General features: G+C 72.0%; 22 protein-coding genes. 9 read left to right on the top strand and 13 right to left on the bottom strand.

Annotated features, from left to right (window positions below; genetic code table 11):
- A complete protein-coding gene (locus F0L46_RS03845) occupies positions 1 to 909 on the bottom strand; it encodes an alpha/beta fold hydrolase (RefSeq protein ID WP_149815714.1) in 909 nt (302 codons plus the stop codon).
- 48 nt (positions 910 to 957) lie between these two features.
- Positions 958 to 3,060 (bottom strand): lytic transglycosylase domain-containing protein, encoded by a 2,103-nt coding sequence (locus tag F0L46_RS03840; protein ID WP_240539853.1) that lies wholly within the window; start codon positions 3,058 to 3,060, stop codon positions 958 to 960.
- A 224-nt stretch (positions 3,061 to 3,284) separates the two neighbouring features.
- Between F0L46_RS03840 and dapA the strand changes: the two genes are divergently transcribed.
- Genes dapA through grpE form a run of 4 tightly spaced genes read left to right on the top strand, consistent with a single transcriptional unit; the run spans position 3,285 to position 5,875 of the window.
- Positions 3,285 to 4,148, top strand: a complete 864-nt coding sequence (gene dapA / locus F0L46_RS03835; RefSeq protein ID WP_438646657.1) for a 4-hydroxy-tetrahydrodipicolinate synthase — start codon at positions 3,285 to 3,287, stop codon at positions 4,146 to 4,148.
- Between the two features lie 5 nt (positions 4,149 to 4,153).
- Entirely contained in the window at positions 4,154 to 4,630 is a 477-nt protein-coding gene (smpB, locus tag F0L46_RS03830) for an SsrA-binding protein SmpB (protein ID WP_149815711.1), read from the top strand.
- Between the two features lie 3 nt (positions 4,631 to 4,633).
- On the top strand, positions 4,634 to 5,206 hold the full coding sequence (locus tag F0L46_RS03825; protein WP_149815710.1) for a peroxiredoxin: 573 nt from the start codon (positions 4,634 to 4,636) through the stop codon (positions 5,204 to 5,206).
- Positions 5,207 to 5,266: 60 nt separating this feature from the next.
- A complete protein-coding gene (gene grpE / locus F0L46_RS03820) occupies positions 5,267 to 5,875 on the top strand; it encodes a nucleotide exchange factor GrpE (protein WP_149815709.1) in 609 nt (202 codons plus the stop codon).
- Positions 5,876 to 6,090: 215 nt separating this feature from the next.
- On the opposite strand, the gene F0L46_RS03815 is transcribed toward grpE, so the two are convergent.
- The 7 genes from F0L46_RS03815 to pyrF form a co-directional block, all read right to left on the bottom strand.
- Positions 6,091 to 7,761: a methyl-accepting chemotaxis protein gene (locus tag F0L46_RS03815; protein WP_149815708.1), complete on the bottom strand. Its 1,671-nt coding sequence runs from the start codon at positions 7,759 to 7,761 to the stop codon at positions 6,091 to 6,093.
- Positions 7,762 to 7,935: 174 nt separating this feature from the next.
- The gene (locus F0L46_RS03810) at positions 7,936 to 8,556 is read right to left on the bottom strand and encodes a 2,3-bisphosphoglycerate-dependent phosphoglycerate mutase (RefSeq protein WP_149815707.1); all 621 of its coding nucleotides are present in this window, start codon (positions 8,554 to 8,556) and stop codon (positions 7,936 to 7,938) included.
- Positions 8,557 to 8,571: 15 nt separating this feature from the next.
- Positions 8,572 to 9,378 (bottom strand): 4-hydroxy-tetrahydrodipicolinate reductase, encoded by an 807-nt coding sequence (dapB, locus tag F0L46_RS03805; RefSeq protein ID WP_149815768.1) that lies wholly within the window; start codon positions 9,376 to 9,378, stop codon positions 8,572 to 8,574.
- Positions 9,379 to 9,463: 85 nt separating this feature from the next.
- Positions 9,464 to 9,928: a GNAT family N-acetyltransferase gene (locus tag F0L46_RS03800; RefSeq protein WP_149815706.1), complete on the bottom strand. Its 465-nt coding sequence runs from the start codon at positions 9,926 to 9,928 to the stop codon at positions 9,464 to 9,466.
- Positions 9,925 to 10,236, bottom strand: a complete 312-nt coding sequence (locus F0L46_RS03795; protein WP_149815705.1) for a DUF1330 domain-containing protein — start codon at positions 10,234 to 10,236, stop codon at positions 9,925 to 9,927. The genes F0L46_RS03800 and F0L46_RS03795 overlap by 4 nt, the downstream gene beginning before the upstream one ends.
- A complete protein-coding gene (locus F0L46_RS03790) occupies positions 10,236 to 10,526 on the bottom strand; it encodes a DUF1330 domain-containing protein (RefSeq protein WP_149815704.1) in 291 nt (96 codons plus the stop codon). Before F0L46_RS03790 ends, F0L46_RS03795 begins: the two co-directional genes overlap by 1 nt.
- An 11-nt stretch (positions 10,527 to 10,537) precedes the next feature.
- Positions 10,538 to 11,266: an orotidine-5'-phosphate decarboxylase gene (gene pyrF / locus F0L46_RS03785; RefSeq protein WP_276315503.1), complete on the bottom strand. Its 729-nt coding sequence runs from the start codon at positions 11,264 to 11,266 to the stop codon at positions 10,538 to 10,540.
- Positions 11,267 to 11,408: 142 nt separating this feature from the next.
- On the opposite strand from pyrF, the gene F0L46_RS03780 reads away from it, so the two are divergent.
- Both F0L46_RS03780 and F0L46_RS03775 read left to right on the top strand, forming a co-directional pair.
- Positions 11,409 to 11,921 (top strand): hypothetical protein, encoded by a 513-nt coding sequence (locus F0L46_RS03780; RefSeq protein WP_149815703.1) that lies wholly within the window; start codon positions 11,409 to 11,411, stop codon positions 11,919 to 11,921.
- 71 nt (positions 11,922 to 11,992) lie between these two features.
- Positions 11,993 to 13,531: a YifB family Mg chelatase-like AAA ATPase gene (locus F0L46_RS03775; RefSeq protein WP_149815702.1), complete on the top strand. Its 1,539-nt coding sequence runs from the start codon at positions 11,993 to 11,995 to the stop codon at positions 13,529 to 13,531.
- Between the two features lie 48 nt (positions 13,532 to 13,579).
- Here the strand turns inward: F0L46_RS03775 and F0L46_RS03770 are convergent, their stop codons facing one another.
- A complete protein-coding gene (locus tag F0L46_RS03770; RefSeq protein ID WP_149815701.1) occupies positions 13,580 to 14,287 on the bottom strand; it encodes a hypothetical protein in 708 nt (235 codons plus the stop codon).
- A gap of 168 nt (positions 14,288 to 14,455) precedes the next feature.
- On the opposite strand from F0L46_RS03770, the gene F0L46_RS26005 reads away from it, so the two are divergent.
- From F0L46_RS26005 to olsB, 3 genes are all read left to right on the top strand, one after another.
- Positions 14,456 to 14,860 (top strand): hypothetical protein, encoded by a 405-nt coding sequence (locus F0L46_RS26005; protein WP_188311835.1) that lies wholly within the window; start codon positions 14,456 to 14,458, stop codon positions 14,858 to 14,860.
- 135 nt (positions 14,861 to 14,995) lie between these two features.
- The gene (locus F0L46_RS03760; protein ID WP_149815699.1) at positions 14,996 to 17,086 is read left to right on the top strand and encodes an ATP-binding protein; all 2,091 of its coding nucleotides are present in this window, start codon (positions 14,996 to 14,998) and stop codon (positions 17,084 to 17,086) included.
- Between the two features lie 114 nt (positions 17,087 to 17,200).
- Positions 17,201 to 18,172 carry a l-ornithine N(alpha)-acyltransferase gene (olsB, locus tag F0L46_RS03755; RefSeq protein WP_149815698.1) on the top strand — a complete coding sequence of 324 codons (972 nt, stop codon included), beginning with the start codon at positions 17,201 to 17,203 and terminating at the stop codon, positions 18,170 to 18,172.
- Positions 18,173 to 18,183: 11 nt separating this feature from the next.
- Here the strand turns inward: olsB and F0L46_RS03750 are convergent, their stop codons facing one another.
- From F0L46_RS03750 to F0L46_RS03740, 3 genes are read right to left on the bottom strand one after another with little or no spacing between them, the layout of a single operon-like run.
- Positions 18,184 to 19,356, bottom strand: coding sequence for an MBL fold metallo-hydrolase (locus F0L46_RS03750; protein WP_149815697.1), 1,173 nt, complete (start codon positions 19,354 to 19,356; stop codon positions 18,184 to 18,186).
- Entirely contained in the window at positions 19,353 to 20,420 is a 1,068-nt protein-coding gene (locus tag F0L46_RS03745; protein ID WP_149815696.1) for an ABC transporter ATP-binding protein, read from the bottom strand. The genes F0L46_RS03750 and F0L46_RS03745 overlap by 4 nt, the downstream gene beginning before the upstream one ends.
- Positions 20,408 to 22,123 carry an ABC transporter permease gene (locus tag F0L46_RS03740; RefSeq protein WP_149815695.1) on the bottom strand — a complete coding sequence of 572 codons (1,716 nt, stop codon included), beginning with the start codon at positions 22,121 to 22,123 and terminating at the stop codon, positions 20,408 to 20,410. Before F0L46_RS03740 ends, F0L46_RS03745 begins: the two co-directional genes overlap by 13 nt.
- Positions 22,124 to 22,179: the final 56 nt, after the last annotated feature.

The following is a 22,179-nucleotide window of genomic DNA, read 5'->3' as shown; positions in this document are numbered from 1 at the left end:
TCAGGCCGCCTCGGTCACCGCCTGGGCCTCCTCGAACCGGCCTTCCACCCGGGCCACGAAGGCCCGGATCCGCTCCACGAGATCGCCCCTGAGCAGCGGCGCGTGGCCCTGGTCGGGCGCCGTCACCGCCTCCAGCGCCGGGTGGCGCTCGCCCATGGCCTTCAGGGTCGCGGCCGAGAGGAGGTCCGAGTTCGCGCCGCGCAAGGCGAGCACCGGCACGTTCCTGAGCCCCTCGAAGAGCCCCCAGAGGACGGGCAGCGGCGTCTCGATGTCGATCGTCTCCAGGATCTTCATGAGCTGGGGATCGTAGGCCGGCACGAGGCGCCTGTTCTCCTCCGTCCAGGTGGTGCGGGCGATGCCCTCCCAGGCCGCGTCGTCGAGGCGGGGGAAATGCGAATCGGAGAGGCGGCGCAGGATCTCGGCGCCCTCGGCGATGGTGCGGGGCTGGGGCAGCTTGCCCACATAGCCGCGGATGCGCACGAGGCCCGTGCCGTCGATCACGGGGCCGATATCGTTGAGCACCGCGCCGCGGATGAGCGCCGGGCGCACGGCCGAGAGCGCCATGGTGATGATGCCGCCCCGCGAGGTGCCCACGAACACGGCTTCCGCCACGCCGGTGGCGGCGAGCACGCCGAGCACGTCCTCCATCTCGACGCGCACATCGTAGTTGCGCCAGTTCCGGTCGCGCTCCGAGCGGCCCCGGCCCCGGTAGTCGAGGGCGAGCACCCGGCGCGGCGCGGCGGGATCGCTCGCGAGCGCGGACGCCAGCTCGTGGAAATCCGCCGAGTGGCGGGCGAGCCCCGGCAGGCAGACCACGGGCAGCGCCCCGCCTCCGACCGGGCCATAGTCGCGCGCATAGAGGCGAAGGCCGTCGCCGGCCGACACGAACACGTCCGCGTAATCCATCATCTGCCCCCTCGCGGCTTCATCGCGGCCGCGTTCGATCCCGGCGCTCCCCTAGGGCGCCACCTCGGCTGCCTTCACCGGCCCCTCGCTCTCCGCCGCGCGCTCCTGGAGCCGCTGGCGGTAGACGAGGAAGTTCTCCATCACCCGCTGAACGTAGTTGCGGGTTTCCGTGAAGGGAATGCGCTCCACCCAGTCGACCTCGTCGACGTCCATGCGGCGGGGATCGCCATAAGCCTTGATCCACCGGGCCACGTTGCCGCCGCCCGCGTTGTAGGAGGCGAAGGTGAGGATCAGCGATCCCTTCCAGTCCTCCATGAGCTCCGAGAGATGGGCCGAGCCGAGCTTGGCGTTGTAGGCCGGGTCGCTGGTGAGCCGGTCGGCCTCGAAGCCCACCTTGAAGCGCTGGGCCGTCCGCCGGGCGGTGTCGGGCATCAGCTGCATCAGGCCCCGGGCGCCCGCTTGCGACACGGCGGCCGGATGGAAGGCGCTCTCCTGGCGCGCGATGGCATAGACCATCGCGGCCTCGACCCTGGCGCCCACGGGCTGGAAGGCCGGGATGCCGAGGGTCGGGTAGGCGTGGAGGTCGAGGGGGTAGCCCCGCTGCACGGCGGTCTTGCCCACCGCAAGCAGCCCCCGGGCGTCCTTGTGCGACACGGCGAGGTCGCCCAGCGCATCGAGCTGGCGCGGATCGTTGAGGCGTCCGGCGATGTCGGCGTGCAGCGTGAGCGCGAGATCCGGGGCGTCGGCCATGTAGAGGAGGCGGATGGCCTGGACGGCCGCGAGCCCCTCCACCTCCCGGCGCGCCGCCTCGTCGGCCTGCGCGTTGCGCAAGGGGAGCGTGGTGCCCCCGAGCTTGTGGCGGGCGAGCTGGCCGTAATAGGTGATGCCGCGCAGGGCCGCGCGCTCGTAGAACCAGCGCGCCTCGGCGGCCCGGCCGGCCGCTTCCGCCGCGCGCCCCTGCCAATAGGCGGCGCGGGCTACCGAGATCGGGGTCTCCGCGATGGTGGAGGCCACCGCGAAATGGGCCGCCGCCGTCTCGGGCTCGTTGAGGAAGCGCAGGGCGATCCAGCCCGCGTGGAACTCCGCGTCGATGCGGTTCACGTCGGAGCGCGCCGCGTGCCCGCGCGCCACCTCGTAGGCCGCCCGGGGCTCGCCGATGTCGAGAAGCTCGCGGGCGATCATCCGCCGCTCGACCCACCACGCCTCCGGATCGACGAGGGCGTCCGGATCCCGGGGCACGGTGGCGAGGATCCCCGCCGCCTCCTTGTACTTGTCGGCGCGGCGCAGGTTGTGGGCGCGGGCGAACAGGAAGGACGGATCGCCCCGCACCGAGGGCGGGACGGCGGCGAGGAGGGCGCCGGCCTTCTTGGCCTGCGCCGCCACGGCCCGGCGCGCCTTGAGCAGGGCGACGTAGTCGGGGCCGGCGCGTGCGGCGGCGCGCGCCGCCGTCTCCCACGAGCTGCGGAAGACGTGGCGCTCCATCCGCACCCGGTGGTCGTCCCGGCCGAGCACGCCGGGGAAGTTCTCGAGAACCTTGTCCTCGAACGAGGCGCCCGTGGCGTCGTTGCGCCAGGTCTCGCGGACGAGCTCGGCGGCGCGCGCCTCCTCGCCCTCGGCCTTGAGGGCGAGCGCCAGGGCGAGCTTGCCGGGCGGGCTCACGGGGGCGGCGTCCTTGAAGAAGGCGCGGATCGCAGCCGGCGACCGGCGGTCGGAGAGGAGCGATTCCTCGGCCCGGCGGCGGATGAGGGCGCCCGTGGGCCAGCCGGGATTCTCGCCGAGGAAAGCCATGATGCGAGCATGGCCCAGCGCCGCGCCGGAGCGGATCGCGACCCATTCCATGAGGGCACGGGCGGTGGGGTCGTCGATTCCCTCGCGGGCCTTGTCGCCCTCCGCGATCCGGCCCTTGCGGTAATGATCGAGGGCGGTCTTCAGCCGGTCGAGATCGAGGTTGCCCAGGGGCTTGGCGGGATCGAGGGCGGGGCGGCGGTCCTCGCGGGGGGCGGGGCCGATGAGCCGCGCCTCGACGGTGCGGGCCTCCAGGCTCTCGGCGTCACCCGTCTCGACATGGCGCGAGCGCGCCTCGGCGGGCGCGGCGAGCAGCCCTCCGACGACGGCGCAGCCCATCAGGCGCGCGAGGCGGCGCATCGGGATCATGGTGATCTTCTCCGGTGTGAACGATCGTCCCCTTGCGGGCATTGTCCGCCATGGACGTTGCGGAAGCACTAACCCGGGTTTCCGGCCGCGCCCCTGCAAAGCCCCGTTTGCGCGAGCAAGCTGCAAGGACTATGTGTCGCAAAAGCGGCGGCCCCGCTCGTGACGAGGGCCCCGGGAACCAGGGAGAGGCGCCAGTGGCGGCACACGTCAGCTTGAGAGGGTCGATGACGGCCCTCGTGACCCCGTTTCGCGACGGCGCGGTCGACGAGGAGGCCCTGCGCGCCCACGTCTCCTGGCAGATCGAGAACGGCACGCAAGGGCTCGTCCCGGTGGGCACCACGGGGGAGAGCCCCACCCTGAGCCACGCCGAGCACAAGCGGGTCGTGGAGATCTGCATCGACGAGGCGAAGGGCCGCGTCCCGGTGATCGCCGGGGCGGGCTCGAACTGCACGGCGGAGGCCGTGGAGCTCGCGCGCCACGCGGAGGCGGCGGGCGCCGACGCGGTGCTCGTGGTCACGCCCTACTACAACAAGCCCACCCAAGAGGGGCTCTACGAGCACTTCAAGGCGGTGAACGACGCCATCGGCATCCCGATCGTCATCTACAACATCCCGCCCCGCTCCGTGGTCGACATGTCGGTCGCCACCATGGCGCGGCTCTACGAGCTGCCCAACATCGTCGGCGTGAAGGACGCGACCGCCAACCTCGCCCGCGTCTCGCAGCAGCGCCACGCCATGGGCCCCGATTTCATCCAGCTCTCGGGCGAGGACATGACGGCGCTCGCCTACAACGCGGCGGGCGGCCACGGCTGCATCTCCGTGGTGTCGAACGTGGCGCCGCGCCTGTGCGCCGAGCTCCAGGGCCGCAGCCTGGAGGGCGATCTTGCGGGCGCGCTCGCGGTCCAGGACCGGCTGGTGCCGCTCCACGACGCGATCTTCCTGGAGCCGGGCCTCGCGGGCGCCAAGGCGGGCCTCGCCCTGCTCGGGCGCGGGACGGAGGAGGTGCGCCTGCCGCTGCGCCCCGTGACCGAGCCGACCAAGGCCGCGATCCGCGCCGCCATGGTCCATGCCGGCCTGATCAACGCCTGACCGAGATGGCACCCAAGGCCGACCGGCACACCCACAAGACCGTCGCCGACAATCGCAAGGCGCGGTTCCATTACGAGATCGTCGACACCTTCGAGGCGGGCATCGCGCTCACCGGCACGGAGGTGAAGTCGCTGCGCTCAGGAAAGGCGACCATCGGCGAGGCCCACGCGGGGCCCTCGGGCGAGGAGCTGTTCCTCTACAACGCCTACATCCCGGAATACCTCCAGGCGAACCGCTTCAACCACGAGCCCCGCCGGCCGCGGAAGCTCCTGCTGCACCGGCGCGAGATCGACAAGCTCCTCGGCGCGAGCCAGCGCGACGGCTTCACGGTGGTGCCGCTGCGGATCTTCTTCAACGACCGGGGTCGGGCCAAGGTGGAGCTGGCGCTCGGGCGGGGCAAGAAGCTGCACGACAAGCGCGAGGCCGAGAAGCAGCGCGACTGGGACCGCGAGCGCGGCCGGCTGCTGCGCGACAAGGGCTAGACGATGGAGAACCCGGCGATCCTGCCCGAGGCCCTGCCGCGTCCGGAGGACGACGGCGCGGCGGCGCACCTGCCGGGGCTGATCCTCCCCGCGCTCGCCCTGCCGGCCACCGACGGCACCCCGGTGAGCCTTCGTGACCTGCCCGGCCGCACGATCGTCTATGCCTATCCCCGCACCGCCGAGCCGGACCGGCCGCCCCTCGTGCCGGACTGGAACGAGATCCCCGGAGCCCGGGGCTGCACGCCCCAGGCCTGCGCCTTCCGAGACCATTTCGCGGAGCTCAGGTCGCTCGGCGCCGAGCGGGTCTACGGCCTCTCGACCCAGTCGACCGCCTATCAGCGGGAGATGGCGGAGCGGCTGCATCTGCCCTTTCCCGTGCTCTCCGACGAGGGGCTGGGGCTCGCCCGGGCGCTGCGCCTGCCGACCCTGGAGGTGGCGGGGCTCACGCTCCTCAAGCGGCTCACGATGATCGTCGACGACGGGCGGATCGCGGGGGTGCTCTATCCCGTCTTCCCGCCCGACCGGAGCGCGGCGGAGACGGCCGCGTGGCTGCGGGCGAACCCGCGCGGCGCTTGATTTGCGCCCCGCCTGCCCTGATATGAGGGCCGACCCCGACAACGACCGATCGCAGAGCTCATGACCGACAAGACGCCCGACCTCGACCGGACGCCCGAGAGCCCCCTCGATATGGCCGCGAACGATCTCGCGCCCCCCGCCGAGGGCGCCGACGCCGACCGTCTCGCCAAGGCCGAGGCCGAGCGCGACGAGATGAAGGACCGGCTGCTGCGCACCCTCGCCGACATGGAGAACCTGCGCCGGCGCACGGAGCGCGAGGTGGCGGACGCCCGCACCTACGGGGTCACCGCCTTCGCCCGCGACACGCTCAACGTCGCCGACAACCTGCGCCGGGCCCTGGAGAGCGTGCCGGCGGAGGCGCGAGCCGGGATGGACGGGGCTCTCAAGGCCCTCGTCGACGGGGTGGAGCTCACCGAGCGCGACCTGCTCAAGACCCTGGAGCGCCACGGGGTGCGCCGGCTTGAGCCCAAGGGCCAGCGCTTCGACCCGAATCACCACCAGGCGATGTTCGAGATCCCCGACGCCACCGTCCCCAACGGCACCGTGATGCAGGTGGTGCAGGCGGGCTACGTGATCGGCGACCGGGTCCTGCGCCCGGCCATGGTGGGCGTCGCCAAGGGCGGCCCGAAGGCCGCCGCCCCCGAGGCTGGGGGCGGGCAGCCGCAATAGGCTCCGTCGGCCCTCAAGCCGCGTGGACAAGGCCGCCTCTTTCACCCCGGCGGCCCCACCTTCGCCCTGAGGTGCCCGCCGCAGGCGGGCCTCGAAGGGCGCTCCAGGGATCTCCGGACGGCTGTGACGGGCGTCGTGCGTGCTTCGAGACGCGCTCTTCGAGCGCTCCTCAGCATGAGGGGGGAGGAAGAAAGCCCTCTGTCCGGCCCTCGCTCTCAGGCCGCGCGGACGCGGCTCACGAAGGCTTCCACCTCGCGGGTGAGGGCCGCCGACTGGCGGGCGAGCTCACCCGCCGCCGACAGCACCTGATCGGCCGCCGCGCCGGACTGGATCGAGGCCTCTTGGACGCCGCCGATGGTCTCGCTCACGGACTGGGTGCCGCGGGCGGCCTCGGCCACGTTTCGGGCGATCTCCTGCGTCGCCGCCTGCTGCTGCTCCACCGCCGCCGCCACGCCCACCGCGATGCGGTGCACCTCGTCGATGGTGGAGGCGATGTCGCGGATGGCGCCCGCCGCCTCGCCCGTCGCGCCCTGGATCTGGTTCACCTGGGCGGCGATGTCGTCGGTGGCCTTCGAGGTCTGGTTCGCGAGCTCCTTGACCTCGGCGGCCACCACCGCGAAGCCCCGGCCCGCCTCGCCGGCCCGCGCCGCCTCGATGGTGGCGTTGAGCGCAAGCAGGTTCGTCTGCTCGGCGATGGCCGAGATGAGCTTCACCACGTCGCCGATGCGCTGCGCCCCGTCGGTCAGGCACTGCACCCGCTCGTTGGTGCGCCGGGTCGTGTCCACGGCGCGCGAGGCGACCTGCGAGGTCTGGGTCACCTGCGCCCCGATCTCGCCCGCCGACGCGGCGAGCTCCTCGGTCGCGGAGGCCACCGCCTGCACGTTGGACGAGGTGAGCGTCGCGGCCGCGGCGACCTGGTCGGAGCGGCGGTTGGTCTGGTCGGCGGTGGCGGTCAGCGAGCGCGCGGTCGCCTCCATCTGGTGGGCCGCCGCCGCGAGGGTCTGGGCAAGGCTGCCCACCGTGCGCTCGAAGCCCGTGGCGAGCTCGTTCATCTCGGCGCGCCGGCGCTCCGAGACCTCGCGCTCGCTCGCGCTCTGGGTCTGGCGCAGGCGCTCGGCCTCCTCCATGGCGCCGGCGAACACGCCCATGCTGGCCCAGATCTCGCCGATCTCGTCCCGGCGCGCCCGCATCTGGGGCAGGTTGTAGTCGCCTGCCGAGAGCCGGCGCAGGGCGGCCGTGACGGCGCCCAGCGGCTTGGCGATCTGGAAATGGCTCACGAGCCCGCCCGCCACGAGGGCGACGAGCACCCCGAGGATCGATACGCCGAGAAGCCAGGCCCGGCGGTCGCCATAGGTCGCGTCCATCGCGGTGTTGAGGTCCTCGACGGCCTTCGTGTCGACCGCCGTCAGGGCGTCGATGCTCTCCTGGTAGGCGCGCCGGTTGGCCCGGTTCGCGTCGTTGAAACCCTGGTCGGCGGCGGCCTTCGGGGACACCTCGGTGCCGAGCCGCGCCGTCTCGCCGCGCAGGGTCGTGAAGGCCGCCGCACCCTGCTTCACCTTCTCGAAGAGGGGTCGCTGCTCGGGGAGCACCACGGGCTCCCAGCGCTGAAGGAGCGCATTCATCTCGCGCAGCGATGCCACGAGCGGATCGGCGTAACGCTTCGCATCGCGGGTGTCGGTCGCGGCATAGACGCCGCGGGACTCCATCACCACGGTCGTCACGATGCGGTTGAGGCGCTCGCCGTAGAGCGCGCGCGTCGAGGCGGCGCGCATCTCGTCCGCGGCCCCGTTCGACAGGTCGAGGCTGTTCAGGCCGATGCCGGCCACCGCCGTCACGACGAGGCTCAACGTGCCGATGATCGAAAATAACTTGGCTTTAATCCGCATGCTCATCCCCCGGGCGCGGCCACTCGCGGTCAATTCGGCTGGAAGAGTGAGGCTCAGGGGTTAAGTATTGGAAAACAATCGAAAGTGACGTCTGGTGATTCGCTGCCCTGAAGACGTAACCCAACGTCATGGCGTCGGGTTACGTCGAGTCGGCGACTTTGTCGCGCTCGCGGCTCAGCGGTCCAGGATCTCCTTCGAGGCCACCGTCGTGTCGGCGTTCAGGCGGTAGACCATGGGGACGCCGGTCGCGAGCTCGAGGCCTGCGATGGTCTGGGTGTTGAGGCCGTCGAGCACCATGATGAGGGCGCGCAGCGAGTTTCCGTGGGCGGCCACCAGCACCCGCTCGCCCCGCATCACCCGCGGCTGGATGTTGCGCATGTAATAGGGCAGCACCCGGGCGACCGTGTCCTTGAGGCTCTCGCCGCCGGGGGGGGCGACGTCGTAGGAGCGGCGCCACAGATGGACCTGCTCCTCGCCCCACTTGGCGCGGGCGTCGTCCTTGTTGAGGCCCGCGAGGTCGCCGTAGTCGCGCTCGTTCAGGGCCTCGTCGGCGATGGTGTCGAGCCCCGGCTGTCCGATCTCCTCCAGGATCAGCCGGCAGGTGCGCTGCGCCCGCGACAGGGCGGAGGTGAAGGCAACGTCGAAGGAGACGCCCAGCGCCTTCAGCCGCCGCCCGGCGAGCTGCGCCTCCTCGACCCCGAGCTCCGTGAGGTCCGGGTCGCGCCAGCCGGTGAACAGGTTCTTGCGGTTCCAGTCGCTCTGGCCGTGGCGGGCGAGGACGAGGTGGCGATCCATCGGGTGAGCACTCCGTTACAGGTCGTTGAGGCCGAGGACGTCGGCCATGGAATAGAAGCCGGGGGGCCGGTCCTTGGCCCACAAAGCCGCCTTGAGGGCGCCGCGGGCGAACAGGGCCCGGTCGTCGGCGCGGTGGCTGAGCTCGATGCGCTCGCCGGCGCCCGCGAAGATCACCGTGTGCTCGCCCACCACCGACCCGCCGCGCAGGACCGCGAAGCCGATGTCGCCCTCGCGCCGGGCGCCCGTATGGCCGTCGCGGGCCGCGGTCTTCGCGTCGCTCAGCGCCACGCCGCGCCCCTGCGCCGCCGCCTCGCCGAGAAGGAAGGCGGTACCGGAGGGGGCGTCGACCTTGGCGCGGTGGTGCATCTCCAGCACCTCGATGTCGAACTCGGGCCCGAGCGTCTGCGCCACCTTGCGCACGAGGCCGGCGAGAAGGTTCACGCCGAGCGACATGTTGCCGGACTGAACCACCGCCGTGCGCGACCCCGCCTCGCGGATCGCGCCGATCTCCTCGTCGGACAGCCCCGTGGTGCCGATCACGTGGGCGATGCCCGCGTCCGCCGCGAGGCGCGCCAGGCGCACGCTGGTCGCGGGCGTGGTGAAGTCGACGATGCCGTGGGCGCCCTCCAGCGCGATCTCCACGTCGCTCGTGATGGGCACGTTGAGCCGCCCGCAGCCTGCGAGCAGGCCCGCATCCTGGCCGAGCGCGATGGACTCGGGATGCTCGATCGCGGCCGCGAGCGCGCAGCCGGGGGTCTCCGACACGGCCTTCACCAGCATCCGGCCCATCCGGCCGGCCGCGCCCATGATCACGAGCCGCATGTCGCTCATCGCTGGAGTTCCCCTCGCGTCACCCTCGCGGTACCACCGACCCCGGCGCGGGGGCAAGAGCCGGACCTCGCGGCGCTCACAGGCGCTTGGCCATGGCGACGAGCCGGGAGGCGTGCGGCCCGCCGCGTCCGACCCGCGCCGCGAGGTCCGGCGGAAGGCGCGTGGGCGCGAGGCTCACGAAGCCGTAGCGCGCGAAGAAGGGGCCGCTCCAGGGCAGGTCCGGGTCGGCCACGAGCAGGACGGCGGGCTCGAACGACCAGCGGGCCCGGTCGACGGCAGCGGCGAGCAGCGTCGCGCCGACCCCGCGACGGCGGTGGGCCGCCGCCACCGCGATGTGCTCGACGAGCAGCCCCTGCTCCAGGCGCCCCGCCGCGAGATAGCCCACGGGTGCGTCCATGCCGGGCGCGGCGGCGACCCACAGGAGACCCGCGTCCCGCGCGGCACCGAGCCGGGCGGGGCTCACGGCTGAAGGGTCGAGGCCCGGCAGGGCGGCGAGATCCGACCCTGCCGCGGCCCGGATCCTATAGGCGCCGACGCTCACCCGGGTTGGGGCCCGTCATAGCCCTCGATGATGATAAGGTCCGCGACCGAGACGGACGGGTCCGTGCGGTGGGCCAGCGCCTCCTTGTACTCGGGCGAGTTCCAGCAGGCGATCGCGGCGTCGTAGGAGGGGAACTCCAGCACGATGTTGCGCGCCCGGCTCAGGCCCTCGACGCTGTCGAAACGGCCGCCGCGCACCAGGAACCGCGCCCCGTACTTCGCGAAGGCGGCGGCGTTCGCCGTGACATAGGCCTTGTAGGCTTCCGCGTCGTGCACGTCGACCCGGGCGATCCAGTAGCCCTTTGGCATCACTCCACCCCCTCGACGGCGACGATCTCGGCGGTGGCGGCGCCCTCGCGCTTCCGGATCGCGGCCTGGTATTCCGGCGAATGGTAGTAGGCCTTGGCCTGGTCCAGGGACTCGAACTCGATCACCACGTTGCGCGGCCGCGCGCCGCCCTCCAGCTCGGCATAGGCTCCCCCGCGCACCAGGGGACGCCCGCCATATTGCCGGATCGCGGCGGAGGCGTCCTTGACGTACTCGGCGTATTTCTCCGGGTCGGTGACGGTGACGCGGGCGATGACGTAGGCCTTGGGCATGGCTTCCTCCTTCAGCTCTCGTTGATCTCGTCGACGATCCGGCGCGCGGCATCGAACGGGTCGGCGGCGTGGGTGATCGGGCGGCCGACCACGAGGTGGTCGACCCCGGCGCGGATGGCGTCGCGGGGCGTGACGATGCGCTTCTGGTCGCCGGCATCGGCCCAGGCCGGGCGGATGCCGGGGGTCACGATGAGTCGGCTGGGGCCGGCGATAGCCCGCACCCGGGCGGCCTCCGTGGCGGCGCACACGATGCCGTCGATCCCGATGTCGCGGGCCTGCGCCGTGCGGGTGGCCACGAGGTCGTCCACGCCCCCGGCATAGCCCGCCTCCCGCATGTCCCCCTCGTCGTAGGAGGTGAGCACGGTGACGGCGAGGATGGCGAGGCCGGACCCGCCCTTGCCGCGCATGGCGGCCCGCATGGTCTGGGGATAGGCGTGGACGGTGAGGAAGGTGGCGCCCAGGCCCGCCACGGAGGCGACGCCCTCCTCCACCGTGTTGCCGATGTCGTGGAGCTTCAGGTCGAGGAAGACCTTGCGGCCGGCGTCGACGAGGGTGCGGGCGAAGGCGAGGCCGCCGGCATAGCCCAGCCGATAGCCGATCTTGTAGAACGTCACCTCGTCGCCGAGCCGCGCCACGAGGCGCTCGGCCTCCGCCACGGAGGCCATGTCGAGGGCCACGATGAGACGGTCGCGGGGGTCGGTCACGGGCGCGCTCCTGCGGTCGGCCGGCCGATGGACCACGACGAAGGTGGCGGAGTCAAACCGGCGGCGCGCTGGGCGGCCGTTTCTCCACACGCGTGCCCGGTTAATCAAAGTGCAGGCTTGCACCGATAGAATCGGCCCCGTGATCCAAGGGGCCGCGCCCCGTTCCGGGGAGATCCCAGTGGCGTTCACCTATGCCCAGGCCGAGACGATCCTCGCCGGCCTGTTCGGAGCCGACGAGCGGGTCCAGAAGGCGGCCTTCCGCGGGCGCCTGAAGCACCTGAAGCGCCTCGGGATCCCGCTCGGCAGCCGTCCGGGGCGGGGGAGCAAGGTCGATTACGAGCTGGAGCACATCTACCAGTGGGCCTGGTGCCTGGAGCTGGAGGAGTTCGGCCTCGACCCGAGCCTCATCGTCGCCCACGTGACGGAGGCCTGGGAGAAGACCGTCCACCCGATCTTCCTCCACGAGCCCGCGAGCGGGGAGGGGGACGTGCTCGCCGCCGTGCTCCCCTCCCTCATGTCCCGCCCCTGGAAGGGCGGCTCCGGCCCCCTGATCACCGTTGCCCGCGTCCGCCGCGCCGATGTCGACGCCATCGTCGGGCGCCTCACGGGGGAGCGCCGCCGCCTGTCGCTCGTGAACGTGGGCGCCATCACCCGGCAGGTCCGGATGCTGCGGGTGCTGGGCGCGCGCTAGATCCGCTCATCGCCTGCTTGTCCTGCAACCCCTCCACAGCTTAAGCTTGGCTTATTCGAGGGGAGAGTTGCATGGTCACGCGCGTCGCCACCGTCGCCTTCGAGGGCATCGAGGCACGGGCCGTCGACGTCCAGGTGCAGATCTCGCCGGGGAACGTGGTGTTCAACGTGGTGGGCCTGCCCGACAAGGCGGTGGGCGAATCGCGCGAGCGGGTGCGCTCGGCGCTGATCGCCTCAGGCCTCGCCCTGCCCAACAAGCGGATCACCGTGAACCTCGCCCCCGCCGATCTGCCCAAGGAGGGGAGCCATTACGACCTGCCCATCGCGCTCGCCGTGATGGCGGCGATCGGCGCCGTGCCGGCGGACGCCCTCGACGGGTTCACGGTTTTGGGCGAGCTTGCGCTCGACGGCACGATCACGGCGGTGGCGGGCGTGCTGCCCGCGGCCATCGCGGCGAGCTCGCGCGGGCACGGGCTCATCTGCCCGGCGCCCTGCGGGGCGGAAGCCGCCTGGGCGTCGAGCGAGATCGAGGTGCTGGCGCCGCGCTCCCTCATCCAGCTCGCCAACCACTTCAAGGGCACGCAGATTCTCGCCCGTCCCGAGCCCGCCGTGCAGCGCCTCGCGTCGAGCCTGCCGGACCTGCGCGACATCAAGGGCCAGGAGAGCGCCAAGCGGACGCTCGAGATCGCCGCGGCGGGCGGGCACAACCTGCTCATGTCCGGGCCGCCGGGCGCCGGCAAGTCGATGCTCGCCCAGCGCCTGCCCTCGATCCTGCCGCCGCTCCTGCCCCGCGAGCTCCTCGAGGTGTCGATGGTCCAGTCCATCGCGGGGCTCATCCGCGAGGGCGCGCTCTCCGACCGGCGTCCCTTCCGGGCGCCGCACCATTCGGCCTCCATGGCGGCCCTGGTGGGCGGCGGGATCAATGCGAGGCCCGGCGAGGTGTCGCTCGCCCATCGCGGCGTGCTCTTCCTCGACGAATTGCCCGAGTTCCAGCCCAACGTGCTCGACTCCCTGCGCCAGCCCATCGAGACGGGGGAGGTGATGATCGCGCGGGCGAACCACCGGGTGACCTATCCGGCGCGCTTCCAGCTCGTCGCCGCCATGAACCCCTGCCGCTGCGGCCAAGCCACGGAGCCGGGCTATGCCTGCCGCCGGGGCCCGAACGAGCGCTGCATGGCGCAGTACCAGGCCCGGCTGTCGGGGCCGCTCCTCGATCGCATCGACCTCGTCATCGACGTGCCGGCGGTCACCGCCGCCGACCTCATCCTGCCCCCGCCCGCGGAAGGCTCGGCGGAGGCAGCCGCCCGGGTCGCGGCCGCCCGCGAGCGCCAGACGCAACGCTACGCGGCGCTCGGCGTCGAGGGCGTCACCACCAACGCGGCCTGCCCCGCGCCGCTCATCGAGGACGCGGCCCGGCCGGACGCCGACGGCATCCGCCTCATCCGCGACGCAGCCGAGGCCATGCGCCTCTCGGCCCGCGGCTTCCACCGGGTGCTCAAGGTCGCCCGCACGCTCGCCGACCTCGACGGCGAGGACCGCGTGCGCCGCCTCCACATCGCCGAGGCCCTCTCCTACCGCTCGACCCTGGACCGCCGGCCGGCGGCTGCGTAGGGGCCGATCTCGCGACGTGGGCGATGACGTTGGTAGGTCGTTCTGTGTTTATGCTGCCTCAAGATCATCGGTATCGGCGTCGCTGTCTGCGCTTGCAATCAAGCCACGCGTTCCATGGGAACGCGAACGCACCCAAACCTCGAATCCTAACTCGTCGCAGAGGCCCGATGCTCTCGCCTTTATGAGTGCCGCTGTCTGCTTCACAATCTTCAATTCGCTTGGATCCGATGTTGCGCTTCGAAGTTCATTACGGACATCGTAGAAAGTGCTCCAGAATAAAAGATCCAAAGCTGCTGATTGTATCCAATCAATTTCCTCAGAATAACCAGCCAGCCACTTGATTGGGATATCGTGCCCGTCATCTCCGTCATAAAAAATAAAATCGGCGAGATATTTGGTTCCGGTATAGCAACTTCCTAAGTACAAACCTCTGATTTTAGCCCCTCTTATGCTCGCTAAATCTCTCAGTGTGTTGCGCAGTACAATCTTCGATATCTCGTCGTCATTAATGGCGGTCAAATTTCCGGTTTTAGCCGAGCCGTGGGTCGCAATGTAAATTCTCCTAATTGTATTTTCCGCGCTTAACCTTTTGAAAACCTCCCTAAAAGATGATTTGCTTCCGAACATTTCGTAGATGAAGCCATGGGTGGTCCGTAGATGGATGTCGGAGAGCACATCGAAAAGACTTTTGACCGATATGTTCCGTTGACGCTCCCATCTGGACTCCATTACGGCCAGACCTAAATTGTCACCCATTGCAAGCTCCCCTACGCTGCTGCGGCGCGCTTGAGCAGAGGTTGAAGGACCAGAGCACTCGCGTCAATGATGCGAGTTGTGTAAGTCAGCAGTTCTCGGAACCCCTGGGACTGCAACGAGTTTCCCCGTCAACGGCGCAGCTTCGTGCGCCTGCAGGGAGCATGCGAGATGCCCAAGCGCGAGAAGAAGACCGTGACGATGAAAGAGGTGGTGTCGAAGGCCGCCGCCGCCGTGGCCGAGGTGGCGACCCTCGTCGTCGAGGGCGCCGTGAAGGGCGCCACCGATGTGGCGAACGACGTCGCCACCAAGGCGAAGCCCACCCTCGACGCCGTCGAGCCCGTCGTGAAGGCGGCCAAGCCCGTCGCCAGCGCCGCCAAGCCCCTCGCGAAGGCCGCCAAGGACGCCGCCGTGAAGGCCGGCACCAAGGCCGCCGCGAGCGCCAAGGCGACCACCGCCGCCAAGCCCGCCGCTGCCAAGCCTGCCGCCGCCAAGGCGCCCGCGAAGGCCGCCGCGAAGCCCAAGGCCGGAGCCGCCAAGGCGTCGGGCGCCCGTCCGGCTCCCGCCAAGGCCTGAGGCGCGGGGATTGATGCCCCGTAAACGGCTCGCGCGCAATGCGAGCCGTTTCGCTATCCGCTCGTAAACCGCTCTTTTCAAAGCTCTTTTCAGCCCTCCCTGGCATCGTGCCCGTTCATGTGCGGGGCCGGCTGAATGATCTCGTCGACGTGGGGACCGCTCGCGCTCCCCGTCCTGATCGCGCTTTCGACGCTCGCCGCCGCGCTTGCGGCGGCGAGCGTCGTGCGCGAGCGCCGTCGCGCCGCCTCCCTCGACGCCCAGGTGGAGCGGCTCCAGGACGAGCTGTGGCGGCTTGCCGAGCGCGAGGAGAGCTACCGCGCCCTCGTGGAGGCCCAGCTCGACATCATCGTGCGCCGTGACGGCGAGGGCCGGATCACCTTCGCCAACGAGGGCTTCGCGCGGCTTGTGGGCGAAACCCGGGAGGCGCTCGTCGGCAGCACCGTGCGGCCCCAGGTGGCCGAGACCGGCGGCGTGCAGGTGCTCGACGACGGTGCGCGCTGCATGGACGAGGCGATCGAGACCCCCGGCGGCCTCGTCTGGATCGCCTGGATCGAGACGGTGATCGCCGGGCCCGACGGGCGGATCGAGACCCTGCGGGCCGGGCGCGAGGTCACCGACCGGGTCGCGGCCGAGCGCGCCCTCCAGGACGCCCGCGCCAAGGCGGAGGCCGCGAGCGAGGCGAAGTCGCGCTTCCTCGCCACCGTCACCCACGAGATCCGCACGCCGATGAACGGCATCCTCGGCATGACCGAGCTCCTGCTCGACACCGCGCTCGACGGCGAGCAGACGAGCTACGCGGAGGCCATCGAGACCTCCGGCGTGGCCCTGCTCTCGCTCATCGACGAGATCCTCGATTTCTCCAAGATCGAGGCGGGCAAGCTCGACCTCTCCTCGGACGTGTTCGACCTGCATGCCCTCGTGGAGGGCGTCGTCGAGCTCCTGGCGCCGCGCGCGCAGGGCAAGGGGATCGAGATCGCGGCCTTCGTGGCGCGCGGGGTGCCGCGCATGGTGATCGGCGATTCCGACCGCCTGCGGCAGGTGCTCGTGAACCTAGCCGGCAACGCCGTGAAGTTCACGGAGGAGGGCGGCGTCGGCGTCGAGGTGACCCGCGGCGTCGCGGGCTCCATCGTCGTCACCGTGGCCGATACGGGGCCCGGGATCGCGCCCGAGCGCATGCCGCTCCTCTTCGAGGAGTTCGAGCAGGGCGACGGCAGCCACAGCCGCCGGCACGGCGGCACGGGGCTGGGGCTCGCCATCACCCGGCGCATCGTCGAGCGCATGCAGGGCGAGATCGCCGTCGAGAGCCAGCCGGGCTTCGGCTCCAGGTTCCAGGTGAGCGTGCCCCTGCCCGACGCCGACGGCGCGAAGGGGCCGGCCGGGATCGAGGGCGCCGCCGGGCGCCGCGTCCTCGTGCTCGGCCGCTCCCCCTTCGAGGCGCCCTATCTCGCTCGGCGCCTCGCCGAGTCCGGCGCCGATGTCGCGGTGGCGCAGACCTCGGCCGAGGCGGGGGCGCTCCTCGACCGCGGGCGGGTGGACGTGCTCATCGCCGATTGCGCCTTCGGGGAGGAGAGCGTGCGCGAGGTCGCGGCCCGGGCGCGCCGCGCCGGGGTGGGGCGCCTCGTGGTGCTGCTCTCGCCCTTCGAGCGCCGCGACTTCGGCCCGCCCGGCGCAGCGGGCTTCGACGCCTATCTGGTGAAGCCCGTCCGGGCCCGCTCGCTTGCCGAGCGCCTGTCGGGCGTCGGCCCCGCGTCCGCGGGGGCGCCGCCCGTCGCCCGCACGCCCCGGCGGCGCATGGCCGCTCCGCCCCTGCCGGGGCCCCGGCGCATCCTGCTCGCCGAGGACAACGAGATCAACGCGCTCCTTGCCATCAAGGCGCTGCAGAAGATCGGCGCGGCGGTCGACTGGGCGAAGGACGGCAACGAGGCGCTGACCTTGAGCGAAGCGGCCCTCGACGGCCGGCGCTCGCCCTACGATCTCGTGCTCATGGACGTGCGCATGCCGGGCCTCGACGGACTGGAGGTGACCCGGCGCATCCGCCGGGCCGAGGCGACCTTCGGATGCGCCACGCGGCTTCGCGTCGTCGCGCTCTCCGCCAACGTTCTGAGCGAGGACCGCGCGGCGGCCGAGGCCGCGGGCCTCGACGGCTTCCTGTCGAAGCCCCTCGACCTGCGCCGGCTCCTCGCCCTCGTGGCGGGGGAAGAGGCGGGGCTGGCACGCGCCTCCTGAGCCCAGCGCCATCCGTCCGGCTTGTCACGCGCCCCGACCTTTGTCATCCAGGGGTCGTGATCCTATGGTCTGGGTCAGGGGACGGCGGCGGGACGGCCGCCGATGAGGCGCGACATGGCACCGCTCGCCGTGCAGGATCCGTCAGGCAGCCGGCCCATGCCGGGCAGCAGCACCCGGCCCATCCCGCCGCTCTCGGCCCTGCTCGCGCCGCTGCGCAAGGGCGGCTCGGCGGCGATCGGCTTCTTTCCCGGGGCGCCGCTCCACCTCGCGGGCCGGCGCGGCGCCGGCCTTGGCCCGACGCTCGGCCGCATCGGGCCGCTCGAGGTGCGCCTCGCCACCTCGGCCCGCGAGATCCGCCGGGCGCAGCGCCTGCGCTTCGAGGTGTTCTATGGCGAGATGGCGGCCCGGCCGTCCACCGCCGTGCGGCTCACCGGGCGCGACTTCGACGGCTACGACGCCTCCTGCGACCATCTCCTCGTCATCGATCACGACGCGCCCGCAGGGCGGCAGGTCGTCGGCACCTACCGGCTGCTGCGCCAGGAGGTGGCCGAGCGGGCCTTCGGCTTCTACACGGCGGACGAGTACGACATCGCGCCCGTCATGCGCGCCCATGCGGGCCTGCGCTTCCTGGAGCTCGGCCGTTCCTGCGTGCTCAAGGACTACCGCAACAAGCGCACGGTGGAGCTCCTGTGGCAGGGCATCTGGGCCTATGTCCTCCACCATCGCATCGACGTGATGCTGGGCTGCGCCAGCCTGGAGGGGACGGATCCCGACCGGCTTGCCCTGCCCTTGAGCTTCCTGCACCATCACGCCAGCGCCCCCGAGGGGTGGCGCGCCCGGGCCGTCAGCCGCCGCTTCGTCGCCATGGACCGGCTGCCGAGGGAGGCCGTGGACCCGAAGATGGCGCTGCACGCCCTGCCGCCGCTCATCAAAGGCTATCTGCGGCTCGGCGCCAGCTTCGGCGAGGGCGCGGTGATCGACCGGCAGTTCAACACCACGGACGTGCTCGTCGTGCTTCCGGTCTCGGCGATCCACCCCCGCTACAAGGCCCATTTCGGCCCGGACGCCGACCGCAGCGCCGCCTGACAGAGGTCCGCTCAGGCCCCAACGCGGACGAGCGCCGCAACGTCGAGCGTCTCGCCCACCCGCACGGTCCGCAGCACGCCCGGGCGCTGCCGGGCCAGCGCCGCCATGACCGGCGCGGGGCAGGAATGGCCCGTGGCCCAGGCCGGGCCGCAGGCGTCGAGGGTCTCGAGATTGTCGGGCCAGGTCGGATGGGTGGGCAGGCGGATCCAGTCGGCCCGGCCCCGCTCCAGAGCGAGCGCCCCGGGGCTGCCAGTCGGCAGGTGTCCCGTGAACAGGATCGGCACGCCCGCCGCGACGGCCCGCGGAATGGCCTCCTGGCTCGGCCCGCCGAGCCCCATCGCGTCGTGGACGAGGAGCGGGAGCCCCGGGAAGGGCTCCCCGTCCGACCAGTCGTGAGCCATGTCCAGCCGCCAGGCGAGATCCGCCCCCGCGCCCTCGCGCAGCCAGGCGCCGTCCGCGATCTGCGCCCGCAGCGGCTCGCGCAGGAGGCGGTGGATCGCGATCGGCGGGTCGAGGAGGCGCAGGAGCTCCACGGGCCGTCCCAGGAGGGGCACCGGCAGCAGGCAGGGACCGGGACGGGCCGCGAGATGGGCCCGTATGTCGCCGGCGCGCCGCTCGGCCGGGACGGCGTCGTCGCCGTAGGAGGCGTCGAACAGGACCACGTCGCTGGGGGGCAGCGGATCCATGGCGAGGACCGGGCTGCGGGGCACCGTGTCGCCGCAATAGAGCACGCTCGCGCCGCTCACGTCTCGGACGCGAAACCACACGCCGCCCACCGCATGGCCCGACCGCCCGGTCTCGACGGTGAGATCCCCGAAGGCAAGCGTCTCGCCCGCCTGGAAGGTCTCGACGGGGGCACGAGCGGCGGGCGCGCGATGGCGCGGCTCGGCATAGGCGGCCAGGCAGGACTCGCGCTCCGCGAGGGTTTCGGGCGTCATGAGGATGCGGCCTCGGAACCGGTTCGCGAGGCACCAGCCCAGGGCCGCGAGGTGGTCCTCGTGGGCGTGGGTGACGAGGAGCGCATCCAACCCCGCGAGCTCGGCGGGGGTGATCGCCGGATAGCGCGCCGGGCCCGTGGCGGCGGTGTCGATCCCGGCGTCGAGGAGGAGCCGCACGCCCCCGCCCGCGACGGCGAGCGAGGTGCGCCCCTTCTCGCCGAAGCCACCGTGGAAGGTGAGCCTCATGGCCCCGGGATGACCCACGCCCCGTCGATCGAGACCCGCACGGCGTCGCCGGGGGCGGGGCGGCCGCTCTCGGCGGCGTGTAGCGTGAGCCGCAGGCCTGGGGCGCCCTCGGGCACGAGCTCGACCCGGAACTCGCCGCCCTGGTAGACGACCCGCGTCACGCGGCAGTCGATGCCGGGCCCCTCGGGGCCGCACAGGCGGAGGTCGCGGGGGTAGAGCGCCACCTGGACGGGGCCGGGCGGAACTGGGCCGGCGCAGCGCGCCCGCACGTCGAGCCCGAGCACGCGCACCCGGCAGGCGCCGTCCCCGTCCGTGGCCCGGGCCTCGCCCGGCAGCACGAGCCCCCCGCCGATGAAGCGGGCCACCATCGCGGTGGCGGGGCGGCCGTGGAGCTCCTGCGGGCTCGCGACCTGCACGATCCGGCCCTCGTCCATGACGGCGATGCGGTCGGCCAGCGCCATGGCCTCGGCCTGGTCGTGGGTGATGTAGATCATCGTGGAGCCGGTGCGCCGGTGGAAGTCGGCGAACTCGTCCTCCATCGAGGCCCGCAGATGCACGTCGAGATTGGCGAGGGGCTCGTCGAGGAGCACGAGGGCCGGCGACTGGACGAGGCAGCGGGCGAGCGCGACGCGCTGGCGCTGCCCGCCCGAGAGCTGCGCCGGCATGCGGTCCTCGAACCCGGACAGGCCGACCACGGCCAGCGCCTGCGCCACCGCCCGGCGGATCTCCTCCTTGGGCGCCCCCGCGACGCGCATGGAATAGCCCGCGTTCTCGGCCACGCTCATGTGGGGCCACAGGGCGTAGGACTGGAAGACGATGCCGACCCGCCGCCGCTCGGGGGGCACGTGCTCGGTCCCGGAGGAGACGACGCGGCCGCCGATCGCGATCGTGCCGCCGTTCACCTTCTCGAAGCCGGCCACGGCCCGCAGCAGGGTGGTCTTGCCGCAGCCGGAGGGCCCTAGGACCGCGAGGAACTCGCCGTCGCGCACGTCGAGCGACACCCGGTCGAGGGCATGGAACGCTCCGAAGGTCCGGGTCACGGCGTCGAGGGTCAGTCGCGCCACGGCAGGACTCCCGGGGGCAGGCGGCGGGCGGCGACCGCGAGCGCGAGCATGACGGCGAGGGTGACGAGCACGGTGAGGACGGAGATCGCGGCGGCGTAGGTGCTGTCGCCGCCCTGCTCGAAGGAGAACACCACGACCCCGAGCGTTTCCGCCCCCGACGACCACAGAAGGGCCGAGACCGTGAGCTCGTTGAAGGCGGTCAGGAAGGTGAGGATCGCGCCCGCGGCGGCGGCGGGCGCCACGAGGGGCACGACGATGGTGCGCAGCCGGAAGAGGAGGCCCGCCCCCGCCACCTGCGCCGCCTCCTCCAGCGCCCGGTCGAGCTGGTGGTAGCCGCTCACCACGGGACGAAGCCCGAGCACCAGGAAGCGGGCCAGATAGGCGAAGAAGATGATCCAGATCGTGTTGTAGAGGCTGACGCCGAGGAGCGGCAAGGGCTTGAGGAAGAGCAGGATCGCCGCGATGGCGAGCACCACGCCCGGCAGGGCATAGGGCATCTCGGCCACGATGTTGAGGGCCCGCAGCATCCGCGTGCGCCGCCAGACCACGAAATAGGCGAGCGGGATGCAGATGGCCGCGATGAGGCCCGCCGCCGCGCCCGAGAGCAGGACGCTGTTGAGGAAGGCGCGCCGGGTGGCGGCATGCTCGAAGAGCACGAAGGCGTAGTTGCCCAGGGTGGCCGTCGCGGCGTTGAGGGGCACGCCGAAGGCGGGCACGAGCGAGGTGAGGAACAGGCCGAGGAAGGGCACGATCAGCACCGCGAGGATCGAGGCCCAGAGCAGGATCTCCACGGGCAGGCGCCAGGCGCCGAGCTCGAAGGGCTGGGCGCCCGGCGTGCTCGCCGTGATGCGGAAGTCCCGGCGGCGCAGCATGTAGTCCTGCACCACGATGCCGATCATCGCCACGGCGCCGATGAGCAGCGACAGGATCGCCACCTCCGAGAGGACGCCGGGGCCCATGCCGGACAGGCGCTGGTAGATGAGCGTCGGCAGGACCGTGTAGCGGCCGGGGATCCCCAGGAACGCGGGGATGCCGAAATTGCCGATGCACGACACGAAGGCAAGCGCCACGCCCGCGACGAGGGGCGGGGTCATCACGGGCACGACGATGGTGCGCAGGACCGTGAGGGGCCCGGCGCCCGCTGCGAGCCCGGCTTCGATGAGCTCGCGCGGCAGGCTGCGCAAGCCGGCCCGCAGGGTGAGGAACACGAGCGGAGCGTATTGCAGGCCCAGCAGCGCGACGATGCCCTCGCGGGAGTAAAGCGGGTTGCGGGTGCCCAGCGGCGGGGCGAGCCCCAGGAGCTTCAGGAGCGGGCTCGACGTGCCCGTCACCTGCAGCCACGCGAGCGCCGTCACCTGGGGCGCGATCATGAGCGGCAGCACGAAGCAGAACACGAAGGCGCCCCGCGCCCGGATATCGGTGAGCGAGACGAGCAGCGCGACGGAGCCGCCAACCAGCACCGCCAGCACCGTGCCGCCGATGGAGGTCTCCAGGCTGTTGCGGAGCGCCGCCCAAGTGCCCGGCGCCGAGAGCACCTTGGTGGCCGCCGCGAGCGAGGGGCTCCCGCCCTGCACGACCCCCTCGAAGACGAGGCGCAGGAGCGGCAGGAGCGAGAGCAGGGCGACGACGAGCGCCAGCGCGTAGATGAACGCCTGCTCGCGCCAGGGCGCGACGGGGGCGCTGGGAGCCGTCGAGGGGATCATGTCGGTTCCGGCGTGGACGGGCGTGTCATCGCGTCGATGGGGGTTACGGGGCTCTA

The organism is Salinarimonas soli (assembly GCF_008386575.1).
GTDB classification, from domain to species: Bacteria; Pseudomonadota; Alphaproteobacteria; order Rhizobiales; family Beijerinckiaceae; genus Salinarimonas_A; species Salinarimonas_A soli.
Note: the sequence above shows the minus strand (reverse complement) of the source record. Positions and strands in the feature narration are given on the sequence as shown.